This is a genomic window from Streptomyces actinomycinicus, assembly GCF_016741775.1.
In the GTDB taxonomy this organism is placed as follows: Bacteria; Actinomycetota; Actinomycetes; order Streptomycetales; family Streptomycetaceae; genus Streptomyces; species Streptomyces actinomycinicus.
Map to the genome: position 1 here is coordinate 241,349 of NZ_JAERRK010000008.1, position 24,060 is coordinate 265,408.

The 24,060-nt window shown below is 72.6% G+C and carries 20 protein-coding genes; 9 read left to right on the forward strand and 11 right to left on the reverse strand.

Going from position 1 to position 24,060, the window contains the following annotated elements:
- Window positions 1–78: 78 nt before the first annotated feature.
- On the forward strand, window positions 79–279 hold the full coding sequence (locus JK359_RS18805) for a hypothetical protein (RefSeq protein WP_201837000.1): 201 nt from the start codon (window positions 79–81) through the stop codon (window positions 277–279).
- A 52-nt stretch (window positions 280–331) separates the two neighbouring features.
- Here the strand turns inward: JK359_RS18805 and JK359_RS18810 are convergent, their stop codons facing one another.
- The gene (locus JK359_RS18810) at window positions 332–727 is read right to left on the reverse strand and encodes a guanyl-specific ribonuclease (protein ID WP_201837002.1); all 396 of its coding nucleotides are present in this window, start codon (window positions 725–727) and stop codon (window positions 332–334) included.
- Between the two features lie 316 nt (window positions 728–1,043).
- Between JK359_RS18810 and JK359_RS18815 the strand changes: the two genes are divergently transcribed.
- The gene (locus tag JK359_RS18815; RefSeq protein ID WP_201837004.1) at window positions 1,044–2,687 is read left to right on the forward strand and encodes a right-handed parallel beta-helix repeat-containing protein; all 1,644 of its coding nucleotides are present in this window, start codon (window positions 1,044–1,046) and stop codon (window positions 2,685–2,687) included.
- Here the strand turns inward: JK359_RS18815 and JK359_RS18820 are convergent.
- The 7 genes from JK359_RS18820 to allB all read right to left on the reverse strand — a co-directional run bounded on the left by JK359_RS18820 (window position 2,654) and on the right by allB (window position 12,016).
- Window positions 2,654–4,075, reverse strand: coding sequence for a UDP-glucose dehydrogenase family protein (locus JK359_RS18820; RefSeq protein WP_201837005.1), 1,422 nt, complete (start codon window positions 4,073–4,075; stop codon window positions 2,654–2,656). The two genes, JK359_RS18815 and JK359_RS18820, sit on opposite strands and share 34 nt — an antisense overlap.
- Window positions 4,072–5,187 (reverse strand): UDP-glucose 4-epimerase GalE, encoded by a 1,116-nt coding sequence (gene galE / locus JK359_RS18825; protein ID WP_201837006.1) that lies wholly within the window; start codon window positions 5,185–5,187, stop codon window positions 4,072–4,074. The genes JK359_RS18820 and galE overlap by 4 nt, the downstream gene beginning before the upstream one ends.
- Window positions 5,188–5,300: 113 nt before the next feature.
- A complete protein-coding gene (locus tag JK359_RS18830; RefSeq protein ID WP_201837007.1) occupies window positions 5,301–7,169 on the reverse strand; it encodes a glycosyltransferase in 1,869 nt (622 codons plus the stop codon).
- Between the two features lie 34 nt (window positions 7,170–7,203).
- A complete protein-coding gene (locus tag JK359_RS18835; protein ID WP_201837008.1) occupies window positions 7,204–8,166 on the reverse strand; it encodes a UDP-glucuronic acid decarboxylase family protein in 963 nt (320 codons plus the stop codon).
- Between the two features lie 402 nt (window positions 8,167–8,568).
- The gene (locus JK359_RS18840) at window positions 8,569–9,381 is read right to left on the reverse strand and encodes an AIM24 family protein (protein ID WP_201837009.1); all 813 of its coding nucleotides are present in this window, start codon (window positions 9,379–9,381) and stop codon (window positions 8,569–8,571) included.
- A 127-nt stretch (window positions 9,382–9,508) separates the two neighbouring features.
- Entirely contained in the window at window positions 9,509–10,624 is a 1,116-nt protein-coding gene (alc, locus tag JK359_RS18845; RefSeq protein WP_201837010.1) for an allantoicase, read from the reverse strand.
- Window positions 10,625–10,678: 54 nt separating this feature from the next.
- Entirely contained in the window at window positions 10,679–12,016 is a 1,338-nt protein-coding gene (allB, locus tag JK359_RS18850; RefSeq protein ID WP_201837011.1) for an allantoinase AllB, read from the reverse strand.
- 273 nt (window positions 12,017–12,289) lie between these two features.
- Between allB and JK359_RS18855 the strand changes: the two genes are divergently transcribed.
- Window positions 12,290–13,087: an IclR family transcriptional regulator gene (locus JK359_RS18855; protein ID WP_201837013.1), complete on the forward strand. Its 798-nt coding sequence runs from the start codon at window positions 12,290–12,292 to the stop codon at window positions 13,085–13,087.
- Between the two features lie 201 nt (window positions 13,088–13,288).
- On the opposite strand, the gene JK359_RS18860 is transcribed toward JK359_RS18855, so the two are convergent.
- The gene (locus tag JK359_RS18860) at window positions 13,289–13,603 is read right to left on the reverse strand and encodes a DUF5955 family protein (protein ID WP_201837014.1); all 315 of its coding nucleotides are present in this window, start codon (window positions 13,601–13,603) and stop codon (window positions 13,289–13,291) included.
- Window positions 13,604–13,746: 143 nt separating this feature from the next.
- On the opposite strand from JK359_RS18860, the gene JK359_RS18865 reads away from it, so the two are divergent.
- The gene (locus tag JK359_RS18865) at window positions 13,747–14,355 is read left to right on the forward strand and encodes a nucleotidyltransferase family protein (RefSeq protein WP_201837015.1); all 609 of its coding nucleotides are present in this window, start codon (window positions 13,747–13,749) and stop codon (window positions 14,353–14,355) included.
- A gap of 184 nt (window positions 14,356–14,539) precedes the next feature.
- Window positions 14,540–16,165 (forward strand): malate synthase A, encoded by a 1,626-nt coding sequence (aceB, locus tag JK359_RS18870; protein ID WP_201837016.1) that lies wholly within the window; start codon window positions 14,540–14,542, stop codon window positions 16,163–16,165.
- Between the two features lie 102 nt (window positions 16,166–16,267).
- Here aceB and JK359_RS18875 read toward each other — a convergent pair whose 3' ends face one another.
- Entirely contained in the window at window positions 16,268–17,182 is a 915-nt protein-coding gene (locus tag JK359_RS18875; protein WP_201837018.1) for a HipA family kinase, read from the reverse strand.
- 423 nt (window positions 17,183–17,605) lie between these two features.
- Here JK359_RS18875 and JK359_RS18880 point away from each other — a divergent pair, with 423 nt between their 5' ends.
- The gene (locus tag JK359_RS18880; RefSeq protein ID WP_201837020.1) at window positions 17,606–18,400 is read left to right on the forward strand and encodes a CAP domain-containing protein; all 795 of its coding nucleotides are present in this window, start codon (window positions 17,606–17,608) and stop codon (window positions 18,398–18,400) included.
- Window positions 18,401–18,410: 10 nt separating this feature from the next.
- Here JK359_RS18880 and JK359_RS18885 read toward each other — a convergent pair whose 3' ends face one another.
- Window positions 18,411–19,910, reverse strand: coding sequence for an IucA/IucC family protein (locus JK359_RS18885; protein WP_201837022.1), 1,500 nt, complete (start codon window positions 19,908–19,910; stop codon window positions 18,411–18,413).
- Between the two features lie 139 nt (window positions 19,911–20,049).
- On the opposite strand from JK359_RS18885, the gene JK359_RS18890 reads away from it, so the two are divergent.
- The 3 genes from JK359_RS18890 (at window position 20,050) to JK359_RS18900 (ending at window position 24,018) form a co-directional block, all read left to right on the forward strand.
- Window positions 20,050–21,561, forward strand: a complete 1,512-nt coding sequence (locus JK359_RS18890; protein ID WP_201837025.1) for an IucA/IucC family protein — start codon at window positions 20,050–20,052, stop codon at window positions 21,559–21,561.
- A 107-nt stretch (window positions 21,562–21,668) separates the two neighbouring features.
- The gene (locus JK359_RS18895) at window positions 21,669–23,210 is read left to right on the forward strand and encodes a hypothetical protein (protein ID WP_201837027.1); all 1,542 of its coding nucleotides are present in this window, start codon (window positions 21,669–21,671) and stop codon (window positions 23,208–23,210) included.
- Window positions 23,211–23,250: 40 nt separating this feature from the next.
- Window positions 23,251–24,018, forward strand: coding sequence for an NUDIX hydrolase (locus JK359_RS18900; protein ID WP_201837029.1), 768 nt, complete (start codon window positions 23,251–23,253; stop codon window positions 24,016–24,018).
- Window positions 24,019–24,060: the final 42 nt, after the last annotated feature.

A 24,060-nucleotide genomic window follows, 5' to 3' on the forward strand; every position in this document is an offset into this window, starting at 1 on the left:
ACGGGACAGCCTTGTGGCGGTACGGGCCCCGCCCCACGGCCGATGTCCGAGGGGTGGCCGCGGGGCGAGGATCGAGCCGTGAAGCAGGTACTGGAACTTCTCGGATTCTTCGCCCTGGTGCAGGGCGTGATGGGCCTGGTGCACGAGTTCACCGACTGGGACGTGGGTCTCGTGCAGCGGCTCGGCTTCCTGGACGGCTACGGGGTCTACGCGAGCGCCGCGCTCGTGGTGCTCGCGTTCGCCCTGTTCGCCGCCGCGGAGAGCCGGGGGTCCGGCTGAACACGTACCGGCCCGCGGGCCGGACGCGCCTTTCCCGGGCTCGGGGCCGGCCTCAGCAGTCGTAGTCGATCAGGTCGAACGAGGCGTAGTGGTCGGAGGTGTAGTAGTCCTCCTCGTACTGCGTACCCGTGACGATGCGACGGGCTCCGCGGGTGGAGGAGCCGGGGGTCTTCACCGTGTACTCGTGGTAGTAGCCGGTGCGCTGCTGGGGCAGGACGCCCTCCCGGTTCTGGAAGACGCTCCCGTCCTGCGAGTACGGGAAGGGGCCGCCCTGGTCTATGAGGCGCAGGGTGGTGTAGGCCTGTGAGGGGAGGTCGCCGTAGCAGATGCTGCCGACCGACGCGGTCGCGGCGTCGGCCGTGCCGGCGGAGACGGCGCCGCCGACGAGCAGGGCGGACAGGAGTGCGGCTGCGGCGCCGATGCGTGCGGTGCGTGGGGGGAATCTCATGCGTTCATCATGACGCGCGTAGACGTTGACATGTCAACGCCAAAGTTGAAGTTTTTCCCATCAAGTCCGATGAGTTCGCGCGCAGTTCACCTGCCACGGCCCGGCGGTGTGACTTAGGGCCCGTTCGGGCGGACGTGGGCGCGGGACGGGCCGGTCTGCGGGGGCGGGCGCGGAGCTGTGGTGTGAGGTGGGTCGGCGGTGGCCGCACCCCTGGGCGGCCACCGCCGTCAGGCCACGGGACGAAGGGCGTAAGCGGATGCGACGGGTGTCGGGTGGGCGGAGACTGCACGGGCCTCGCGGGTCGGCGCTGTCGGCGGTGCTCGTGCTGGGCCTGGTGTCGTCGTCGGGTTGCGGGACGCTGCCCCAGCCCTACCGGCCGCCCGGCGGTCTCTACGGCTCCACGGGCGGCCGTACCTTCTACGTCAGCGCGCACGGGGACGACGGCGCCGACGGGATGAGCCCCGGTTCGGCGTGGCGCACGCTGCACCAGGCGGACCGGGTCCGCTACCGGCCCGGCGACCGTCTGCTGCTCGAGGGCGGGGCCCGGTTCGAGGGCTCGCTGCGGCTGGACCGAGGAGAGGCGAACCGGCCCCGGCAGCCCGTGATCGTGGGGTCGTACGGCCGGGGGCGGGCGACCGTCGTGCCGTCCCGGGGTCCGGCCGTCGAGGTGGTGGACACCGCGGGCGTGGAGGTGCGCGACCTGATCGTGCGGGGCGGATCCGCCGAGGCGCTCCAGGACGGCGGCATCAGTTTCTACAACGACTCGGCGAGTCCGAAGCGGCCGGCGCACATCGTGGTGTCCGAAGTCGACGTGTCCGGCTTCCGGCACGGTGTCCAAGTGGGCGGAGAACGCCGGGGCTTCCGCGACGTGCGGGTCACGCACAGCGTGCTGCACGGCAACCGGGACGCCGGGCTGATCACCTATCGCCTGGCACCGGCGGAGGACGGCGCGGAGCAGAGCTACGCGCACGCGAACGTCGTCGTGGACCACGTGGAGGCGCACGACAACACGGGCGATCCGCACAGCAACGACCGCAACACGGGCAGCGGCATCGTCCTCGGCTCCGTGGACGGGGGCGCGATCCGCAACTCCGTCGCGCACGACAACGGATCGCGCTCCTCGGCCGTGGCCGAGGAGGGCCCCGAGGGCCTGTGGGGACACGACGCCAGGAAACTGGTCATCGAGCACAACGTGTCGTACCGCAACCACTCCAACAGCGAGGCCGACGGCGACGGGATCGGCCTCGACCTCGGCACCAGCGATTCGGTGATCCAGTACAACCTGTCCTACGAGAACGACGGAGCCGGCTTCCTGCTCTACTCCTCCGACACCGAGCGGCCTTCCGCCCGGAACGTGATGCGGTTCAACGTCAGCTCCCACGACGCCCGCAAGCTCGATGCGTACGGCGGGTTCTACATCGGCGGCTACGTGCGCGACGCCCGGATCCTGCACAACACCGTGGTGACGGCGGCCCAGGGCTCCCTCCGCACGCCGGCCGTCGTGATCACCGCGGGACCGCGGTCGGTGTCCTTCTGGAACAACCAGTTCGTCACCGACGGGACCCCGCTGGTGGCGGCCGCCGGCCCGCTCTCCGGGGTGGCGTTCCAGGGCAACCAGTACCACGCGCCGAACGCCCCGCACGCCGTGGAGTGGCAGGGGTCCTTCTATTCCTCGCCCGGCGACTGGTGGGAGGAGACGGGCCAGGAATCCGTCGCGGGGACGACGGTCGGGATCGACGACGACCCGTGCTTCGCCGGTGGCCCGGCCGTCCGCTCCCTGCCCGCGGTCCGGGCGCTGGTCCCGGCCTGTCGCACGGCCCGGCCGGCCGCCGTGGACCTGCGGGCCCGGTTCGGTGTCGATCCCGGGCCCGTCGACGTGCTGGGCCACCGGCTCGGACGGCGGCCCGTGCCGGGTGCCGTCCAGCCTCAGGCGGACGCCGGGGCGTCCGGGGAGGGCTGAACCGGGGCGTCCGGGGAGGGCTGATCCGGGGCGTCCGGGGAGGGCTGAGCCGGGGTGTCCGAGGAGGGCTGGGCGGGGGCACCCAGCCGGCCCAGGGCCGCGTACCGCCAGCCGGCACGCGTCCATACGTCGGGGTCGAGACTGTTGCGGGCGTCGAGCAGGACCGGCCGGCAGACCAGCGGGGTGAGGGCGTCCGGGTCGAGGGCGCGGTACTCGGCCCAGTCCGTCAGGTGCAGCACCACGTCGGCGCCCTCGCAGGCCTTGTCGACGCGTGCGGCGTAGTCCAGCTGAGGGCAGGCGGCACGCGCGTTGTCCACGGCCTGCGGGTCGTGGACGCGGACCACGGCTCCCTCTCGGTGCAGCCGTGCGGCCACGGCGAGGGCCGGCGAGTCGCGGACGTCGTCGCTCTCGGGCTTGAAGGCCGCGCCGAGCACGGCGATGCGCCGGCCGGTCAGCTCGCCGCCCGCCAGACGGGTGGCCAGCTCCACCGTGCGGCGGCGCTGCCGCAGGTTGATCTCGTCGATCTCGGCCAGGAAGGCGACGGCCGGGCCGACTCCGAGTTCGGCGGCCCGGGCACGGAAGGCCCGGATGTCCTTGGGCAGGCAGCCCCCGCCGAATCCGAGTCCGGCGTTCAGGAACGACCGGCCGATGCGGTGGTCGTACCCCACGGCGTGGGCGAGGACCGTGACGTCGGCGCCCGCCGCGTCGCACACCTCCGCCATCGCGTTGATGAAGGAGATCTTCGTGGCGAGGAACGAGTTCGCCGCCATCTTCACCAGTTCCGCGGTGGCGGTGTCGGTGGCGACGTAGGGCACGCCCGAGCGGATCAGCGGGGCGTACACCTCGCGCAGGACGTTCTCGGCGAGACGGGAGCCCGTGCCGAAGACCAGCCGGTCGGGCCGCAGCGTGTCCATGACGGCATGGCCCTCGCGCAGGAACTCCGGGTTCCAGGCCAGGTGCGCCTCGGGCGCTCCGGCCGCCCGCAGCCGGGCGGTGAGCCGCTCCGCGGTGCCCACGGGCACGGTCGACTTGCCGACGATCAGGGCGCCGGGAATCAGGTGCGGGGCCAGGCCGTCGACGGCCGCGTCGACGTGCCGCAGATCGGCACCGAGCCCGTCGGGGCGCTGCGGTGTGCCGACGCACAGGAAGTGCAGGCCGCCGAAGCGGCCCGCTTCCCGCAGGGAGGTGGTGAAGCGCAGCCGGCCCGACGCGGTGCCGCGGGTGAGGAGTTCCTGCAGACCCGGCTCGTAGAACGGCGTCCGGCCGGCCGCGAGCGCGGCGGTCTTGGCCTCGTCGATGTCGACTCCGAGGACCTCGTGCCCGATCTCGGCCATGCAGGCGGCGTGCACGGCGCCGAGATAGCCGGTGCCGATGACGGTCAGCTTCATGCGTTGCTCCGGGGGGTGGCGTGGGCGTGGGGGCGGATCGGCCCGGCCTTGTCCCCGGGTTCGGCGAGGGCGGGACCGGGGACGCCGGGGGTTCGGTAACCGCGGGGGTTGTTCGTCTGGAAGCGCCAGGAGTCCTCGCACATCCGGTCCAGGTCCCGGGTCGGACGCCAGCCCCAGACGGCGGCCGCGGCGGAACCGTCGGCGACCAGTTCCGGCACGTCGCCCGGGCGCCGGGGACCGATGCGGTACGGCACGGGCCGGCCGGCGGCCCGGCCGTACGCCTCGATCAGCCCGAGCACCGAAGTGCCCCGCCCGCTGCCGAGGTTGAGCACGTGCAGTCCGGGCGGCGCGGGACGTTCCAGAGCGATCCGGTGCCCCTCGGCCACGTCCATGACGTGGATGTAGTCGCGCACACCCGTGCCGTCCGGGGTGGGCCAGTCGTCGCCGAAGACCGTGACGTGCTCGCGCAGGCCCGCCGCGACCTGCGCGATGTAGGGCATGACGTTGTCCGGCACCCCCAGCGGGTCCTCCCCGAGGAGTCCGGACGGGTGGGCGCCGACGGGGTTGAAGTAGCGCAACGCGTGCACGGTGAACTCGGGCCGGTGGGCGCACACGTCGGCGAGGACCTGTTCGCACATCCACTTCGAGCGCGCGTACGGGTTGACAGGGGCCAGCGGGTCGTCCTCGGCCAGGGGCATCCGCGTGGCGGCGCCGTACAGGGAGCACGAGGAGGAGAACACCAGCCGGTGCACGCGGTGTTCGCTCATCACCTCGAGCAGCGCGGTGGTGCCGCCGACGTTCGTGTCGTAGTACTCCGCGGGCATCCGCACCGACTCGCCCACCGCCTTGCGGCCGGCGAAGTGGATCACGGCGTCCACGGGGTGCGAGGCGAAGACGCCGGAGAGGGCGTCGCGGTCGCGGACGTCCAGGACGTAGGAAGCGGCCAGGGGGCGGCCGGCCACCGACTCGACGCGGTGGAGCGCCTCGGGCAGGCTGTTGTGGTGGTTGTCGACGACGATCACGTCGTGACCGCGCGCCAGAAGCTCCGTGCAGGTATGGCTGCCGATGAATCCGGCGCCTCCGGTCACCAGGATCGTGCGGGGCTGTGACATGGCGGGACACCTCCGTTGGGCATCGGGGGGCAGGGGTGAAGGCGGGCGGGACGAGGGGCGCGCGGTGCCCCGCGGACAGCGCGTCCCGCCGGTGAACGGCGCGGGGCGGGCGCTCAGGCGAGCAGCCCCGCCAGGTACTGGGGGAAGATCAGCAGGGCCAGGACCAGCGGTGAGGCGGTCAGGGCGGTCAGAGCGAGCGGGGCGCGGACGGTGGCCAGGGCCCGCCGTCGCCGGGTGTTCGCGGTGCCGGCGGTCTCCAGGGCGTGCAACAGCGACACCCAGCAGGCGACCACGGTGTAGGTGCCGGCGCCCAGCAGGCACAGGAAGACGTAGCCGAAGGCGGGACCGCTGAGTTCGCCGATGAGACCGGCGCTGCCGAGACACGCCGCGATGAGGACGTACGGCAGGACGAGACGGAGCGGCAGGGGCGCGACGGACTGCCGCGACTTGGGGGTGACCTTGAAGGTCAGGCTGCGCGGCCGCAGCCGGACCCAGACCGCCGCGAGCGTTCCCCAGGCGACGAACGGCCAGCGTGCCAGGGCGAACAGCCAGTTCTCCCAGCTGACCAGGGGCGCCCGGCGCGGGCGCAGCAGACCCCGGCGGCGCAGGAGCCAGGTGAGCACCATCAGCCACAGGGACATCGACCAGTAATGGAGCAGGAAGGAACCGTAGTTCACCCGCACCCACGGCACGCCCGTCACGGCGGCGACGGGGGCCAGCACCAGGGACGCCGCGGTCGACAGGCCGAGCAGCGGGTAGTAGCTGAAGGCGAAGCCGAAGCGCAGCCGCAGCTTCCAGGGCAGCCGGGACACGTGCCGGGGGAAGAGGCCCAGCATCAGGGTCACCAGGCTGCGCGACCACTGGAACTCCTGGGTGATCATCGCGGCGAAGGTGGCGGGGCCCTCGCCGTGTGCCTCCGCCTCGATGGCGAAGGCACCCTCCCAGCCGGCGGAGTTGAACAGGAACGTGGTCGAGAAGTCCTCCGCCAGTTCCGGGCCCAGGCCGCCGATGTCCCGCAGCGCGGCGGTACGCACGGCGTAGTGGGACCCGATGCAGGAGGGCGCCAGGCCGTCGTTGTGGCCGAGCTGGAAGGGGCCGTGGAAGACCCCTTCCCGGTGCAGCCTGCCGCGGGCCGCCCAGGACTCGTCCGCGTTGGTGTCGCAGATGCTGGGAGCGGCCACGTAGCCGATCGCCGGGTCGGTGAAGGGGCGCACCACCTCCGCCAGGTACGTCGGCTCCGGCACGTGGTCGCAGTCGAGCTGGGCGACCACCTCGTAGGTGTCGTAGCCGTGGCAGTCGTAGAACCAGGCCAGGTTGCCTTCCTTGCAGCGGGTGCGGCGCGGCCAGCCGGCGCGGTGGTAGCCCGTGACACCGCGCCGGCTGGACAGGTGCACGCCGTGCGCACGGCACCAGTCCTCGACCTCCGGGGCCGGGTCCTCGTCGCACAGCCACACGTCGTAGGGGTGCGGAAACCGCTGGGCGAGCATGGCGGTCAGGGTCTTGCGGGCCACCGGCCAGGGCTCGGAGGGTGCCTTGGTCACCACGAAGGCCACGGACAGCCGCGGCACCGGCAGGTCGGGGCTGACACGGCGCAGGCGCAGGACCGCGATGACGAACGCCAGCGGCAGCAGGGTCAGGTAGAACAGCAGCCCGCTGTTGACGGCCAGCGCGGTCAGCGACGTGCGGTGCTGCGGCTGGAGCCACCACTGCCAGAAGAAGAGCGTGCTCAGGCCCCAGCCCGCGACCAGGAGAAGGACGAAACGCCGGTCCGCGGGCTTCAGCGCGGGCCGGAAGGTGGTGGGGGCGACCCGGCGGGCGAGGCGGCGGCCGGAGAACACGGGCCCGTCCGGGGTGATCCGGGCCACCTTGCCGTTCGACAGCCGCTCCAGGTCGCGGGCGAGCTGTTCCGGCTCCGGGAGCGTGCCCGCGGCGCGGCCGGCCTGAGGGACGAGCCGCGGCGATGTGGATGCAGGGGGTGTCATGGCACCGGTTTCCTTTGCGGCGGTACGACCCGCGTCACCGCGCCGGGCCGACGGCCGCGAGCGGCTGTGCCGGGCGGGACCGGAACCAGGACACCGTCGCCCGCAGGCCTTCCTCCAGGCCGGTCTCGGGCTTCCACGCCAGCCGTTCGAGGGCCCGGTCGATGACGGGGCAGCGGCGCACGGGGTCGTCCGTGGGCAGCGGAAGGTTCCGCACGGACGAGCTGGAACCGGTGATGTGCAGGACGAGCCCGGCGAGTTCCGCGACGGTGCGCTCGTCGGGATTGCCCAGGTTGACCGGTCCCGGCTCACGCGAGTCCAGCATCGCCACGATGCCGCGGACCAGGTCGTCGACGAAGCAGAAGCTCCGGGTCTGCTGCCCGTCGCCGAAGAGGGTCAGCGGCTCCCCGGCCAGGGCCTGCCGGATGAAGCTGGAGACGACCCGGCCGTCGTGCGGGCGCAGACGCGGACCGTAGGTGTTGAAGATGCGGACGATGCCGGCGTTCGTCCCGGCGTGCCGGGCGTAGGCGGCGGTGACAGCCTCGGCGTAGCGCTTGGCCTCGTCGTACACGCTGCGCGGGCCGACCGGGTTGACGTGGCCCCAGTACTCCTCGGGCTGCGGGTGGATCCGCGGGTCGCCGTACACCTCGCTGGTCGAGGCCAGTACGAAGCGGGCCTCGTGCCGGCGGGCGAGGTCCAGGGCGTGCTCGGTGCCGCGGCTGCCCACGGCCAGGGTCTGCAGGGGAAGCCTCTGGTAGTCCGCCGGAGAGGCCGGACTGGCGAGGTGGGCGACCGCGTCCACCCGGCCCGGCACCTCCAGGCCGGTGCTCACATCCGCGTGCACGAACGTGAATCCCCGCTGGTCGCGGAGAGCGGCGATGTTCTCGGCACTTCCGGTGGACAGGTTGTCGACGCAGACCACGTCGTCCCCTCTGCCCAGCAGGGCCTCGCACAGATGAGACCCGACGAATCCCGCGCCTCCGGTCACCACGACACGCATGTTTCTCCCATTGATGTCTCGACAGCTGGTCAATCCGGATGGAGACAGGAAGAAAAGATATGAAATGCACCGATATGAAGATCCAACCTGCGATGGAGATACACCGCCAACCGGCCCAGTCAGGGGGGTCCTGCGGTTGCGCATCTCCGGTCGGCTCCGCGCTCGCGGGACGGCCGACCGCACCGATGGGGTGAACGACGGGCTCCGCGCCCGTGTCGGCGAGTCGAACGCCACCGCCCTGCGTCCGGTGTCGGACGCAGGGCGGTGGCGGACGCGCGGGGCGGTGTCGGACGCAGGAGGGTGGCGGGCGCAGGAGGGTGGCGGACGCAGGTGGACGGTGGCGGGCGCAGGAGGGTGGTGGCGGACGCAGGAGGGTGCGCCCGGGCGAGGCCGGTCGCCGGTTCAGCCGGAGTGCGTCGAGAACAGTCCGCCGGTCGGGCCCTGTTTGTCGCCGCCCTGGGCCTTCTTCAGGGCGTTGGCGAGGCTCTCGATGGTGAGGGACTGAAGGATCACCCGGCCGTTGCCCTCCAGGGTGGCCAGGGACAGGCCCTCGCCGCCGAAGACGGCGTTCATGATCCCCTGCCGGTTGAGGCCGCCGACCCGCTGGACGCCGTACCGGATGCCCTCCTCGAAGGCGACCACGCAGCCGGTGTCGACCTCGATACGGCCGCCGAAGTCCGCCGGGTTCAGGTCGATGAAGTTGCCGGCGCCGGCGATGATCACCGTGCCGTGCCCGGTGAACTTCTCCAGGACGAAGCCCTCGCCGCCGCTCGTGCCCGTCCGGCCGCCCTGGAAGGCGATGCCGAAGTCGACGGTGGACTCGGCGGCCACGAAGGCGTCCTTCTCGGCGAACCACGCGCGCGTGCCGTCCAGCTCCAGGGCGCGCATCTCGCCGGGGAGCACTCCGGCGAAGCCGACCGTGCCCTCGCCGCCCTGGGCGCTGAAGTACTGGAAGGCCAGCGACTCGCCGGCGAGCATGCGCTGGCCGACCTGCATCGCCGTACCCATGGCCTGGCGCAGCATGCCGCCCATGCCGCCGCCGGAGCCGCTCTGCTGCTGTCCGCCGCCGGAGGGGCCGGACAGTCGCGTCTCCATGGTCACGTTGGTGGTCTTGAACAGGAACTTCCCGGCTTCGCAGTACACGGTCTGGCCGGGCCGCAGGTTGACGACCGCCATCTGCATGGCGTTGCCGACGATTTCTTGCTGAAGGGTCACGTGGGAGACAACGCGGGAGGTGGACGGAAGAGTTCCGGACCGGTGGGGCGGGGGTCCGTGCGGGTGACGCGTGGGGCGCCCCGGTGCTGTCCTGCCGGGGCGCCCCACGCGCGCGTGCGGGCGGGGATCAGCCGCCCAGCTCCTGGTGGCGGGCGGCGAGGCCGCTCGCGCCCTGCTCGGTCAGGGAGCCGAACAGGCGCAGGCGGGAGATGCCGCCGTCGGGGAAGATGTCGATCCGCGCGTGCGTGCCGGCCGCCGGCTCGGGCAGGACGAAGCGGTGGTTGGTGTCGGGCTGCATGCGGGTGCGCGGGAGGATCTCGGTCCACTCGCCGTCCTCGCCGTCCTTGACGGAGACCGAGGCCCAGCCGGCGCTGTTGCCCTTCAGGTAGGCGGTGTCGATCTCGATCGCGCGGATCTGCGCCTGGGCGGCGAGCCGGTAGCGGATCCAGTCGTTGCCCTGGTCACGGCGGCGGCGGGTCTCCCAGCCGTCGTCCATCTTGCGGGAGCGGCCCGGCTGGATGGTGTTGCCGGCCGGGGAGTAGAAGAGGTTGGAGGCGTCCTCGACCCGGCCGCCGTTCTCCAGGGCGACCACGTCGAAGGTGCCGAGCGCCGCGAGCCACTCCGGGTCCGGGACGACCTCGCCGTACACCCGCAGGCGGGCGATGCCGCCGTCGGGGTGCTGGTTGATCCGCAGGTGCGTGAAGCGCTGCTCGGCGGTGACCTCGAAGCCGTTGGCCGCGTGGCCGCCGACCGCGGTGCGCGGGACGAGGGTCGTCCACTTCACGTCGTCGCCCAGCAGTTCCTCCGGGGACGGGGAGCCGGGTACGGACGCGCCCTCGACCGAGACGGCCTGCGGGTAGTTGCCGCGGAAGTGCGCGGTGTCGACGACGATCCCGCGGATCACGCCGGGCGCGCCGAGCCGGACCAGCGCCCAGTCGTGGTCCTCGGCGGTCGGCCAGGGGTGCTCGGCCGAGACGCCGCGCCGGCGGCGGGTCTCCCAGCCGTCCATGATCTTGCCCTTGTGCCCGAAGTGCTCGGGGTCGAACTCGGCCGGCTCGGGCACCAGCAGGTTCTCGCGCTGGGCGAAGAACTCGTCGTTGGCGGCGATGACACCGGCGCCGAGCTGCCGGTCGGCGAGGTTGACGTACTGGGTGAAGGGGAAGTCGGCGGTGCGGTAGTCCGCGTACGGGTCGCCGCCTCCGTAGGGGTTCGCGTCGCCGGTGAAGCTCGGTATCGCCGTCACGGTGATCAAAGGGTCCTTTCCGGAGTCGGCCGGGTGCGGGTGCAGGGGGTGGCTCTACTGGGGGCGGCTGAGCAGCGTGCCCTTCGGCTCGGTGAACTCGCCGTCGGAGACGATGCGCTCGCCGCGCAGCCAGGTGGACTTGACGACGCCGCACAGGGTCTTGCCGGCGTACGCGGTGACCCGGTTGCGGTGCTGGAGGCCGGCCGGGTCGACGGTGAAGGTCTCGTCGGGGGCGAGGACGGCGAAGTCCGCGTCACGGCCGGCCTCGATGGCGCCCTTCTGCCCCAGGCCGACCAGGGCGGCGGTCTGCGTGGACATCCAGCGGACCACGTCCTCCAGGCCATGGCCGCGCCTGCGGGCCTCGGTCCACACCGCGGACAGGCTCAGCTGGAGCCCGGAGATGCCGCCCCACGCGGTGGCGAAGTCGGCGGTCTTGAGGTCGGCGGTGGAGGGCGAGTGGTCGGTGACCACGCAGTCGATGGTGCCGTCGGCGAGGGCCTCCCACAGGAGGTCCTGGTTGGCGGACTCACGGATCGGCGGGCAGCACTTGAACTCGCTGGCGCCGTCCGGGACCTCCTCCGCGGTGAGGGTGAGGTAGTGCGGGCAGGTCTCCACGGTGATCCGGACGCCCTCGGCGCGGGCGGCACGGATCAGCGGCAGCGCGTCGCTGGAGGAGAGGTGCAGCACGTGCACCCGGGCGTTCAGCCGCCGGGCCTGCGCGACCAGGTTGGCGATGGCCGTGTCCTCGGCGTCGCGCGGGCGGGAGGCGAGGAAGTCGGCGTACCTGGGTCCGCCGTGCTGCGGCGCGGCGGCCAGGTGGTGCGGGTCCTCGGCGTGCACGATCAGCAGGCCGTCGAAGCCCGCGGTCTCCGCCAGGGACTGGGCGAGCTGGTCCTGGTCGAGGTGCGGGAACTCGTCCACGCCGGACGGGGACAGGAACGCCTTGAAGCCGAAGACTCCGGCGTCGTGCAGCGGGCGCAGGTCCTTGACGTTGTCGGGCAGGGCGCCGCCCCAGAAGCCGACGTCGATGTGCGCCTTCTCGCGGGCCACGGCCTGCTTGGTGCGCAGGTTCGCGACCGTGGTGGTCGGCGGCAGGGAGTTGAGGGGCATGTCGACGAGGGTGGTGATGCCGCCGGCCGCCGCCGCGCGCGTGGCGGTCCAGAAGCCCTCCCACTCGGTGCGGCCCGGGTCGTTGACGTGCACGTGGGTGTCGACCAGGCCGGGCAGCAGGACGTGGTCGCCGACGTCCTCGAGCCGGGTCGTGGCCGGGACCTCGGCGTCGTACGGCAGGACGGCCGTGATCTTGCCGGCGGACACGGTGACCGTGGCGGCCCGCGTCCCTTCCGGGGTGATGACGCGCGTCGAGCGCAGGACCAGTTCAGCGTCGGACACCCGAACCCCTCTCTGTACCGCCGTTTTACGCCCAGGAAACGGGATTTACACCTACGAAACGGATTTCAACGTTCTGTTGAAGGAGTCTTCACTCCGTCTTCCCGGTCGTCAAGAGGCAGACTTCCCGGTGACGCCCGACCGGCCCCCGCTCTGGACGTTTCCACAAAGCGGAATTAGAATTCCAGCAAGCAGAACGTAGCTACGTACAAGCGGGGAGTCAACCGGCTGCCGGGTAGGCTTCTTCCCTCCTGTCAGTCCCGAAAGGAACGCGCCGTGCCGACGTCCAGCGCCAGCACCACCGACTCCGCCAAGCCCTCCGCCGCCGGCGGTGTGCAGTCCCTGGAGCGCGCCTTCGACCTGCTCGAGCGGATGGCGGACGCGGGCGGCGAGGTCGGCCTGAGCGAGCTGTCCGCGGCGAGCGGGCTGCCGCTGCCCACCATCCACCGGCTGATGCGCACGCTGGTCGCCTGCGGATACGTCCGGCAGCAGGCCAACCGGCGGTACGCGCTCGGGCCCCGGCTGATCCGGCTCGGCGAGTCGGCCTCCCGGCTGCTCGGCACCTGGGCGCGGCCGTACCTGGCGCGGCTCGTCGAGGAGACCGGCGAGACGGCCAACATGGCACTGCTCGACGGGGACGAGATCGTGTACGTCGCGCAGGTGCCGTCCAAGCACTCGATGCGGATGTTCACCGAGGTGGGCCGCCGGGTGCTGCCGCACTCGACCGGCGTGGGCAAGGCGCTGCTGGCCGGTGTGCCGGACGACGAGGTGCGGGCCCTGCTGGCGCGCACGGGCATGCCGGCCGCCACCGAGAAGACCATCACCACGCCCGAGGGCTTCCTGGCGGCGCTGGAGGACGTACGGCGCGCGGGCTACGCCGTCGACGACAACGAGCAGGAGATCGGGGTGCGCTGCCTCGCGGTGTCCGTCCCGGACTCCCCCACGGCGGCCGCCATCTCCATCTCCGGACCGGCAGGGCGGGTCACGGAGGCGGCGACGGACAAGATCGTGCCGGTGCTCCAGCAGATCGCCGCCGAACTGTCGGCGGCCCTGGTCAGCCAGACCGGCGGATGACCACGAGCCCGGCGCGGGCGAGCCGTACGCCCCGCCGGCCACGCGGAGCGGCCGGCGTGACGTGAAGGGCCCGACGCGAGTGGCCTGGACTGAAGGGCCCGGCATGAGGGCCGGAACGTGAAGGGCACGGTGTGAGGGCCGGAACGTGAAGGGCACGGCGTGAGGGCCTGGGCGCGAAGGGCCTGGCGTGGAAGCGGGCCCTCAGTTCCGTGGGGGCTCGCCGAAGAGGTCCACGGCGTCGCGTACCTGCGACAGGCCCCGGTTCAGCGCGCTCATCGAGCCGATCGCGCCGGCTATCAGCAACAGGGAGCCGCGCAGGCGGGGGATCTCCGGCAGGCCGCCGGCGGCCATCGCGGCCAGGGCGGCCAGTTCGTCCTCGGCTATCGCCCGGTCGGGGAAGTCCGCCGGTAACGCGGCGAGTTCGCGGCGCAGCCGGGACACCGCGGTCCGCAGTTCCGCCACCCTCGGGTCCTCGTCGCTGCCGGTCACTGGCCTCTGCCCCAAGCTCCGCAACACAGCCCTCCCCCAGGCACGCCGTCGTGCGCGGGTCAGTAAACGCCACCCGCTGCGGGAGCGCCACAGCGCGGACCGAAATTCAGCCCAAGGGAATCGGCACCGGAAGAACGGCCGGTTCCACCGCCTTCGGGTATGCAGGACCCATGACGGACAACCAGGACCTTCAGGCGGATGTCGCGGGGCTGCTGCTCGCGGCCGGCGGGGGCAGACGGCTCGGCGGACGGCCCAAGGCACTGCTGACGCACCGGGGCCGGCCCCTGGTGGAACTCGCGGCCGGAGTGCTGCGCACGGCCGGGTGCGGCCGGATCCACGTCGTCCTCGGCGCCCGCGCGGACGAGGTGAGAGAGCGTGCCGAGTTGGCCGGCTGCGTGGTCGTGGACAACCCGGAGTGGTCCGAGGGCATGGGCTCCTCGCTGCGCACGGGGCTGGCCTCGCTCGCCGGTACGGGCGCCCGCGCGGCCCTGGTGTGCCTGGTCGACCAGCCCGGCATCGGGCCCGCCGCCGTGGCCCGGGTGCTCGGGGCGTACGAGGACGAGAAATCGCTGGTCTCGGCCACCTACCACGGGCTGCGCGGACATCCGGTGCTGTTCGGCGCGGCCCACTGGACGGGGATCGCGGAGACGGCCACCGGGGACCGGGGGGCGCGGGCCTACCTGACGGCACACGAGGGCGGGATCCGGCTCGTGGAGTGCGCGGACGTCGCCGAGCCCTACGACATCGACACCGAGGCCGATCTGAGCCACCTTGAGTGAACGGGGTGGCACTGGGCGCCACCTTGCCTCGACTCAGAGAATCTCGACATCAACAAACCATTGAAGTTCCACGATGAGGAAACTACTATCCACTGTTCAGAAGCGCCTGCCCGCACAGTCGGCGCTGACTGCCCTATTCGTGCCACTTGGCACCCGGTGCCACCGCTGAAGGAAGTGACAGCTCATGTCCGCACCAGCGCCGTCCCCGCTGGCCATCGTCGACGCCGAGCCCCTGCCCCGGCAGGAAGAGGTCCTCACGGACGCGGCGCTCGCCTTCGTGGCGGAGCTGCACCGGCGGTTCACCCCGCGCCGTGACGAACTCCTCGCCCGCCGGGCCGAGCGCCGCGCCGAGATCGCCCGCACCTCCACGCTCGACTTCCTGCCCGGGACGGCCGCGGTCCGCGCGGACGACTCCTGGCGGGTCGCCCCGGCCCCGGCCGCGCTGAACGACAGGCGCGTCGAGATCACCGGCCCCACCGACCGCAAGATGACCATCAACGCGCTCAACTCGGGCGCCCGGGTCTGGCTCGCCGACTTCGAGGACGCCTCCGCGCCCACCTGGGAGAACGTCGTTCTCGGCCAGGTCAACCTGATCGACGCGTACACCCGGAACATCGACTTCACCGACGAGCGCACCGGCAAGTCCTACGCCCTGCGGCCCGACGAGGAGCTGGCCACGGTCGTCATGCGCCCGCGCGGCTGGCACCTCGACGAACGCCATCTCGTCGACCCGGACGGCACCCCGGTCCCCGGCGCCTTCGTCGACTTCGGCCTGTACTTCTTCCACAACGCCCAGCGGCTGCTGGACCTCGGCAAGGGCCCGTACTTCTACCTGCCGAAGACCGAGTCGCACCTCGAGGCCCGGCTGTGGAACGAGGTGTTCGTCTTCGCGCAGGACTACGTCGGCATCCCGCAGGGCACCGTCCGCGCCACCGTCCTGATCGAGACCATCACGGCCGCGTACGAGATGGAGGAGATCCTCTACGAGCTGCGCGACCACGCGGCGGGGCTGAACGCCGGCCGCTGGGACTACCTGTTCTCCATCGTGAAGAACTTCCGTGACGGCGGCGCGAAGTTCGTCCTGCCGGACCGCAACGCGGTGACGATGACCGCCCCGTTCATGCGGGCCTACACCGAACTCCTCGTCCGCACCTGCCACAAGCGCGGCGCGCACGCGATCGGCGGCATGGCGGCCTTCATCCCGTCCCGGCGCGACGCCGAGGTCAACAAGGTGGCCTTCGAGAAGGTCCGCGCCGACAAGGACCGCGAGGCGAACGACGGTTTCGACGGCTCCTGGGTCGCCCACCCCGACCTGGTGCCGATCGCCACGGAGTCCTTCGACAAGGTCCTCGGGGACAGGCCGAACCAGAAGGACCGGCTGCGCGAGGACGTGCACGTCGAGGCCGCCGACCTGATCGCGATCGACTCGCTGGACGCGAAGCCGACCTACAACGGCCTGGTCAACGCCGTCCAGGTCGGTATCCGTTACATCGAGGCCTGGCTGCGCGGGCTCGGCGCCGTCGCCATCTTCAACCTGATGGAGGACGCGGCCACCGCCGAGATCTCCCGCTCGCAGATCTGGCAGTGGATCAACGCGGGCGTCGAGTTCGAGAACGGCGACCGGGCCACGCCTGAGCTGGCCCGCAAGGTCGCCGCGGAGGAACTCGACGCCATCCGCAAGGAGATCGGCGAGGAGGCGTTCGCGGCCGGCCACTGGCAGGAGGCGCACGACCTGCTGCTCCAGGTGTCCCTGGACGACGACTACGCCGACTTCCTCACGCTGCCGGCGTACCAGCAGCTCAAGGGCTGACCGGCACGCACTGCGAACGCTGCGGGCGGCCCCGGGTCTTCCCCGGGGCCGCCCGGTCGCGTACGAGCCCCTTCACGGCCGTCGGCCCCGTGCGGCTCCGGCTCACCCCAGGTGCGCCGACCAGTCCTGTTCCGCCGCCGGCTTGCCGTGCAGATCGGGGACCCGCTTCAGCCAGGCCGGGCGGCCCGCCTGTGTCCTCGCCGCGCGGGCGGCCTCCTCGGCCGCGAGTTCCTCGCGGCTCGGGAAGTCGGTGGGCAGCCACTGGGGCGAGAGCCGGACGCGGTCCAGCAGGTAGCCGACGTAGGCGTCGCGGACGTCGCCGGGCGTGGCGAACCCGGCGTCCTCGGCCAGCCAGGCGTCCGGCACCTCGGCGACGATGCCGCGCAGCAGTTCCTCGGTGACGCGGGGCGCGAGTTCGGCGTCGGCGGCGCGGACGTCGGGGCCGTAGTGGCCGAGGGCGTGGTAACGGAAGTCGTACTTCTTGCCGGGCGTGGTGGTGTCCCAGCGGTGGTGGAAGACGAGGGCGGCACCGTGGTCGATGAGCCACAGCCGCGGGGGTGCGGTCCCGAGCGTGGGCCAGACCATCAGGTTGGAGCTGTGGACCGTACGGTCGACGTTGGCGGTGAGCGCGTCCAGCCAGACGATCCGGCCGGCCTCCAGCGGGTCCACCGGGAACCACCTGGCGATCTCCGGCGTGAAGTCCCGGGCGCCCGGGAGGTAGTCCATGCCGAGGTTGACGCCGGCGCTGGCGCTGTGCAGGTCGCGCACCTCCTGGTGCGGTTCGGCGTCGGCGACGGCGGGGTCGAAGTGGACGAGGACCAGCTCCGGGAAGCGCAGGCCGAGCGCGCGGGCCAGCTCACCCACGATGACCTCGGCGACCAGGGCCTTGTGTCCCTGTGCCGAGCCGGTGAACTTCACGACGTACGTGCCCAGGTCGTCGGCCTCGACGACTCCGGGGACGGAGCCGCCGGACCGCAGCGGCTCCACATAGCGGGTTGCGGTGACCTCGGACAGCATCCCCTCAGGCTATATGCGGAGCACCTGGGGGTCCGAGCGGCGTAGTCGGCCCCGGCCCCCGGTGGACGGGCGGCAGGAGGTTGATGTGACATCCCTCACGCAGGGGTCGGCTACTAACCAAGCTGACTAGTAGACGCCCCTCCGGCGACATATGGGATTTGTCCGTCTTGCCAGGCGTGCCGGTGTGCCTTCGCGGGCAGGTACGGCGCCCGGCCGCTCGGCTCCCGTATCCGGCGTACGGGCGGCGTTCCTGACGGGGTGACAGCAAACAGCAAACGTCGCGGACGCGAAGACGACAGTTCGTCGCGCTGATGACAAGGGGCGTGGGGAGCTACGAAGCCCGATAGTGGACGAGCCCTTTGCGCTCCCTGTGAAGGGATCCCGAGAATGAGCGCCCGGCGATCACCGAGTGAGGGTTCACGCATGGGCAAGCATCGCAAGACGCAGTACTACCGGCGCATAGTCGTCGCCACCGTCGCCGTCGGCGCCGTGGGCGTACCGTCCGTCGCCCTGGCCTGTTCCGACTGGCCGTACGGCACGGACGAGCGGACCACCGTCGCCGCGACGAGCACGCCCACGGCACCGTGGCAGCACGGCCAGCGCCACCACCGCCATCACCACCGCAACGGTCATGTCGCGCACGCGCCGCGGCCCACCGCACCCGGCACGCCGAAGGCCACCGCACCGGCCGCGCCGAAGGCCACCGCTCACCCGAGCGCCACGAAGAAGACCACGGCCCCCGAGCCGCGGCGGACCACCGTGCCCCGCACACCCGCGGCCACCACCGCTCCGTCCACGGCCCCCGCCGCGCCGAGCACCCCGAAGCCCACCGCCACGGCGTCCGGCGTCACCGCTCGCATCGTGCAGCTCGTCAACGCCGAGCGCGCCAAGGCGCAGTGCCGGCCCCTGACCGTGAACCCGGAGCTGACCAAGGCCGCGCAGGCGCACAGCGCGGACATGTCGGCCCACCGGAACATGTCGCACACCGGGTCCGACGGTTCCTCCCCCGGCGACCGCATCACCGGCGCCGGCTACACCTGGAGCAGCTACGGCGAGAACGTCGCCTACGGCTACACCACCGCGGAGCAGGTCATGGACGCCTGGATGTCCAGCCCGGGGCACCGGGCCAACATCCTCAACTGCGGGTTCAAGGAGATCGGCGTCGGCCTCGCGCAGCCCGGCAGCTACTGGACCCAGGACTTCGGCACCGCCCGGTGATCCGCGCGGGTCAGGCCCCTGCCAGCGGGTTCGGCAGGGGCAGGTAGCGGGCCTCCGCCCCGTCGGCGCCGGTCCAGCGCAGCAGCAGGTTGGTCTTCCCCGGCAGGGTGGGCGCGCCGAGCAGCGCGGGGATCTCGGGCAGGTCGTGCCGGGCGAGTTCACGTCGGGCGGCGGGCCAGGGCTCCAGGCCCGGGTGGTGCTCGGCGAGGGCGGCGGCGATCTCGGTGAGGTGGTTGACGACCAGGCAGTACACCAGCCGTTCCCAGCCGGCGGCCCGGGTCACGTCCGGCAGCAGCTTGGCGCCCTCCGCGTCCCGGAACAGGGCCTGCACGGGCGTACCGGTCCCGTCCACGGCGACGAGGGTGTTCTGCAGATGGGCCTCGACGACCACCCCGTGGTCGTCGAAGGCGGTCAGGACGGGCGGTACGACGTGCCGCAGGTACGCCTCCCACCAGCCGGCCGGGTCGGCCGTGGCGGCCAGCGGGTTGCCGTCGAAGCCCTCGGCGAGGCCCGCGGCGAGCAGCGGGGTGGCGCCGGGCAGCAGGTGGCCGCGCAGGCCGTCCCGGACGAGGACGGCCAGTTCCTCGAAGGCGAAGGCGGCGGTGCGGTAGCCGCGGTCGCTCAGCCAGGCCGCGGGCGGGCCCATCGCCGCGAAGGCGTGCCCGGCCGCGAGGTCGGTGCGGCGCAGTCTGCACAGGTCGTGACGCCACAGCCGGCGGATGTCGTTGGTGATGCGGACATCCAGGCTGAACTTCAGGAACAGGTCCCGGCGGGGCTCGTACACCGTGCGGACCGCGGCCGTCGGCCAGGTGTCGAACCCCGTCGTGCCGAGCCGCAGCAGACGGCCGTCGGCGAACGCGGGGGCGAGGTCACCGGCCACGAGGCCGAGCTGCCAGGGGTGGGCGGGCAGCAGCCGGTAGCCGGGCGGGGCCGTGCCGAGGGCGTCCAGGGCGGTGGTGTCGCCCTCCTCGGCCACCTGGTCCTCGCGGACGCCGAGCAGCACCAGTCCGAAGCGGGCGTGGGCCTCAGGGGCGTACGGCAGCCAGGACGCGACCGGGCCGCCGCCGCGCGCCTTGGGTGCCGGGTGACAAGGATGGCCGGTGAGCAGCGACTGCTCGGAGCGCAGGTAGGGGTCCGCGGGGGCCGTGGCCCGCTCGCGGGCGGTGAGCAGGGCGGCGACCGCGTCCCGGCTGTCGATCATCTCGGCGGGCAGGTCACCGCCGGGCAGCCCGGTGTGCCGGCGCAGTTCCTCGCCGACCAGTTTGACCAGCTCCGTGTGGCCGATCCGGCGCCAGGCCCCGGCCGCGAACACCTCGGGCTCCGCGGGGCGCCGCCCCGCGCGCACCCGCAGCAGCCGGCCGTCCGGCAGCCGGTGGACGCGCCGGTCCCCGACGCCCGGGAGCGGCTCGGCCACCTCCCGCAGCAGGCAGTTGAGCAGCGGCGCTGCCGCATAGGCGTCGGCGCGCCGGCCGGCCTCGGCGGTGGGGGGTGTGAGGTCCACGCGTTCCATTCGTCCGTCGTCCACAGGGCCCGCGGCCGTCCCTGCGCGCGCCGGGTGCGCCGCGCGGGAGCCGGTGATGATCAGTATGGCTGTCGTCCCCGGCAGTCCCCGACAATCGTGCCGTGCCCGCGTACCCGAGGAGCCGACCGTGCACCGTCCCACCACCGCCGAGGCCGAGATCGCCGAGGAGCTGGCCACCGTCCGGCCCGGCCTGCTGCCCCGGTACGCGGCGGAGCTGCCGGGTGCCCGCGCCGCCGTGCTGACCCGGTTGTGGCGGGCGCTGGCCCATGAGCCGCTGCCGTGGCTCGCCGGCCGGGTGCCCTGGGCGCACGGCCTCGCCCTGCGCCTGGCCGACGGCCGGACCCTGCGGGGGCCGCACACGGACCCGTACGCCACGAGCGCGTACGTCACCGCCGTACGCCTGGACCGGGAGCGGTACGAGGATCCGGCGCGTCTGATGACCGCGCTCGCTGTGCCGCGCGCGTCCGGGCTGGCGGCGGAACTGGCGCACAGTGTCGCCTCGCTGGCGCTGTCCCGGGCCGGCGCGGACCACCCGAAGGAGTGGCCGGAGCAGGACTGGGAGTGGGAACAGCGGGTGGTCGACGGTCACCCCTTCCACCCCAACTGCCGCTCCCGTCCCGGCTTCTCGGTGGCCGACCAGCTGGCGTACGGCCCGGAACACGGCCCGGTGGTCGAACTGGGGACGGTGCCGGTACCGGCGGCGGACTGCTCGGTCTCCGGCGACTGGCCGGCCGAACTCCGCTCCGGCGGGCATCTGTTGGTGCCTGTGCACCCGTGGCAGGCCGCGCATGTGCTCCGGCGGCCGTACGACGTCTGGCGCCCGGCCCGGCCGCTGATGTCCCTGCGCACCCTGGCGCTGCCCGGTGGCCCGCACGTGAAGACCGCGCTGAGCGCCCGGCTGACCTCGTCGGTGCGGGACATCTCCGGCTACTCGGTGCGGGCCGCGGCGACCCTGTCCGCCTTCGCGGAGGACCTGGCGGCGCGCACCGACGGCCTGCTGCACGTCACCCGCACGCTGGGAGCGGTCACCGCCCTCTCCCCCGACCTGGCCGCGCTGCTGCGGGAGTCGCCGGAGGTGTACGCGGCGCCGGGGGAACGCGTGCTGCCGGTGGCCGCGCTCGCGACCACGGCCCTGCAGAAGTCGCCCGCCTGGCTGGCCTCGTTCACCCGGCTGGCGCTCACGGTGGGCCTGCGCCTGCTGGACCTCGGCGTGGCCCTGGAGGCCCACGGCCAGAACCTGCTGGTCGTCCTGTCGGCCGACGGCGCTCCGCTGCGCCTGGTCTACCGCGACCTGGCCGACATCCGGATCAGCCCCGCCCGCCTGTCCCGCCACGGCATCCCCGCGCCCGGCCTCAGCGGCCGCCTGGTCACGGACGACGAGACGACGCTGCGGCGCAAGCTGTTCGGATCCCTGGTGGCAGGTGCCCTGGCCGCCACGGCGGGCTCGGGCCCGGCCCTCGCCACCGCGCTCCGAACCACCCTGCCCGCCTTGCCGCACACCCCCGACCTGGCATCCCTGTACGACACCCCGGTACCGACGAAGGCCCTGACCCTGATGCGCCTGTCCCCCGACCGGGCCGGCGACCTCTGGACGACGCTGCCTCATCCCTGCGCGACGGATTTTCCGGCCGCCGGCTGATTTTGCGTCATATCAGCAGTCCTGAAATCGCGTTGGCCTCAGCACGACCGTCCGCAGGGTGTACCTCTGGGGGGTCAGCCCGGACACGAGAGCCTTGAGGGCAGCAGATGACTGACGTCGACAGCAGTGACAGCCTGATGACGCCGATACAGCCGGAACAACTGGAACCGGGGGCCGTGATCGCGCAGTCGCTGGACAACCAGTGGGTCCCCGCACAGCTCACCAAGGACATGATCGAGCGCGGTCAGTCCCTGGACCAGGTCGGTCACCGGCGCGTCCGGGAGGTGCGGGCCGAGTACTTCCGCAGCCTCATCAACGCCAGCCAAGTCGTGATCAACCGCGCCTACTTCTACAACAACGACGCGATCAGCCGTGACCTGATCGAAGAGGGGGAGGCTCGCGCGGCGCATCGAAGACTTCTCGCTTCGGGGGCGATCGTCCCCTTCCTCCTGGGCGAGCGGCACCCGGCCGAGGAGCCGCCCGGCCACCTCCACCTGCGGCGTGAGGGCTTCACCGCCTGGCAGGAGACGCTGGCGGGCCTGGCCGCCGCCGACCGGGTGCGCTGTGTCCGCATGTCGTGGGACGAGTCCGCGGGCGACCAGGAGAACCGGGACCGCACCCGGATGCGGCTCTACCAGCCCTTCACCGAGAAGGTCCAGGGGCTCACCGCCAAGGACATCGACATCCTCGCCGCCCACGTCGGCGTCGCCCGCGAGGACGCGGACCGGTTCGGCGAGCGGCTGGGCGAGGTGGTCGGCTTCAGCAACGGCCTCAGCGTGCGCAGACAGCCGGTCGTGCGCAACACCCTGTACGAGCAGTTCGTCTCCGTCCCGGGGACGAACGTGGCGGAGGGCAGGTACGACCGGGGCAAGCCCTTCGCGGCGGAGATAAAGCAGCTCCTGGACCTGATCTACAACGTCAACCTCGCCGACGCCCTGGGGCGTTACCCGCTCACTCCGGTCGGCAGCCTGCGGCGCGTGGTGCTGCAGGAGGCCCGCGAGGCCAGGGCCGCCACGGTGGGCGTCGTCCAGGATCCGGAGCAGTTGCTGACGTTCCTGCGGCGCCAGACCTTCGCCGCCGTTCAGGACCGGCTGACGCCGGAGGCGGTGAACGACCTGACGCTGCACGACATCTGGCGGCTGCGCCAGACCTCCGCCTGGAACGCCTACATCCGGGCGTTCGGGGAGCTGACCGCTGCTCCGGAGGCGTTCCACGACGGCGTCGGACAGGTCTTCGACGGCTACGTCCGGCTCAACGCGGAGATCCTGAGGCTGGCGCGGGAGCGCCGGCAGGCCCGGCCCACGGCGTGGCGTCCGGTGGTCGAGGTCGTCGTCACGGTGGGCGCGGCCGTGTTCACCGCCGTCAGCGGCAACGACGTCTGGGAGGTGGCCGGTTCGATCCTGCCGCTCACGGTGAGCGGCTCGCTGACCGGTTCGGTGCAGCTGGTGCTGCGCAACCGCATGGCCGGACGGCAGGAACAGAGGTTCGCGCGCGAGATCGCCACCGTACGACTGGCGAGTGAACGAGAATGGGCACAGTTCCACGACCTGGTTCGGCGCCTGCCCGGCTACCGGGACTCCGTGGGCACGGCCCCGACGGGCACGGCCTCGGCGACCACCCAGGACAACGAAGACCTGCCGGAATACTGACGAGCCGGAGAACGCCCTTGCACAGCCTGCCGAGTCCCCGATGAACCGGTACGAGGCCCTTCGCCGGGAGGCCCCGGAGTGGTTTCGCGACGACCCCGAGGGGATCCGGATCCTCACGGACGCGGCACAGATCCGCGCGGCCCGGCGCCAGGTGGCCACGGCTCGCGGCAGTGGCCGCGGCGGACCGTTCGCGGCCCTGTGGGCGCGGGTGCGGGCCGCGCTGCGACCGGTCCCGGTGGGTGTGGTGTCGGCCGGACGCTACCTGTGGTACCTGCGTGACCCGGTGCGCTTCCCGGACGGCCGCCTGGGGCTGTACGACCGGATCCTGCCGCCCCCGGGCTCCTCGCCCGGGGTGGTGATCCTGCCGCTGGTCGGCCCCGAGGGGCGGGTGGTGCTGATCGAGCACTACCGGCACGCGACCCGGAGCCGGCACTGGGAGGTCGTACGCGGCTTCGGGCAGCCGGGTGCCACGCCGACGGAGAACGTCACCCGGGAGCTGCGGGAGGAGATCTCCGCCACCCCGACCGCGGTGATTCCCCTCGGCGAGTTGCACCCCGACACCGGCCTGCTGGCCCACAAGGTCGCCCTCTACGCCGTGCGGGTCGACGGCATCGGTGAGGTCGACAAGGGCGAGGCGATCCACCGGGCGATCACCGTGACGGCGGCCGGGGCGGAGGAGATGGTGGCCGACGGGCGGATCACCGACGGCTTCACCGTCGCCGCGCTGTACCGGGCGCGTATCGCGGGCCTGTTCGGACCGGGGACGCCGGACGTGGCCGGGGCCGGGACGCCCGACGGCGGCACCTGAGCGGGGCCGGGCGGCCGGCGGAGACGGTGACCCGGCATTTTG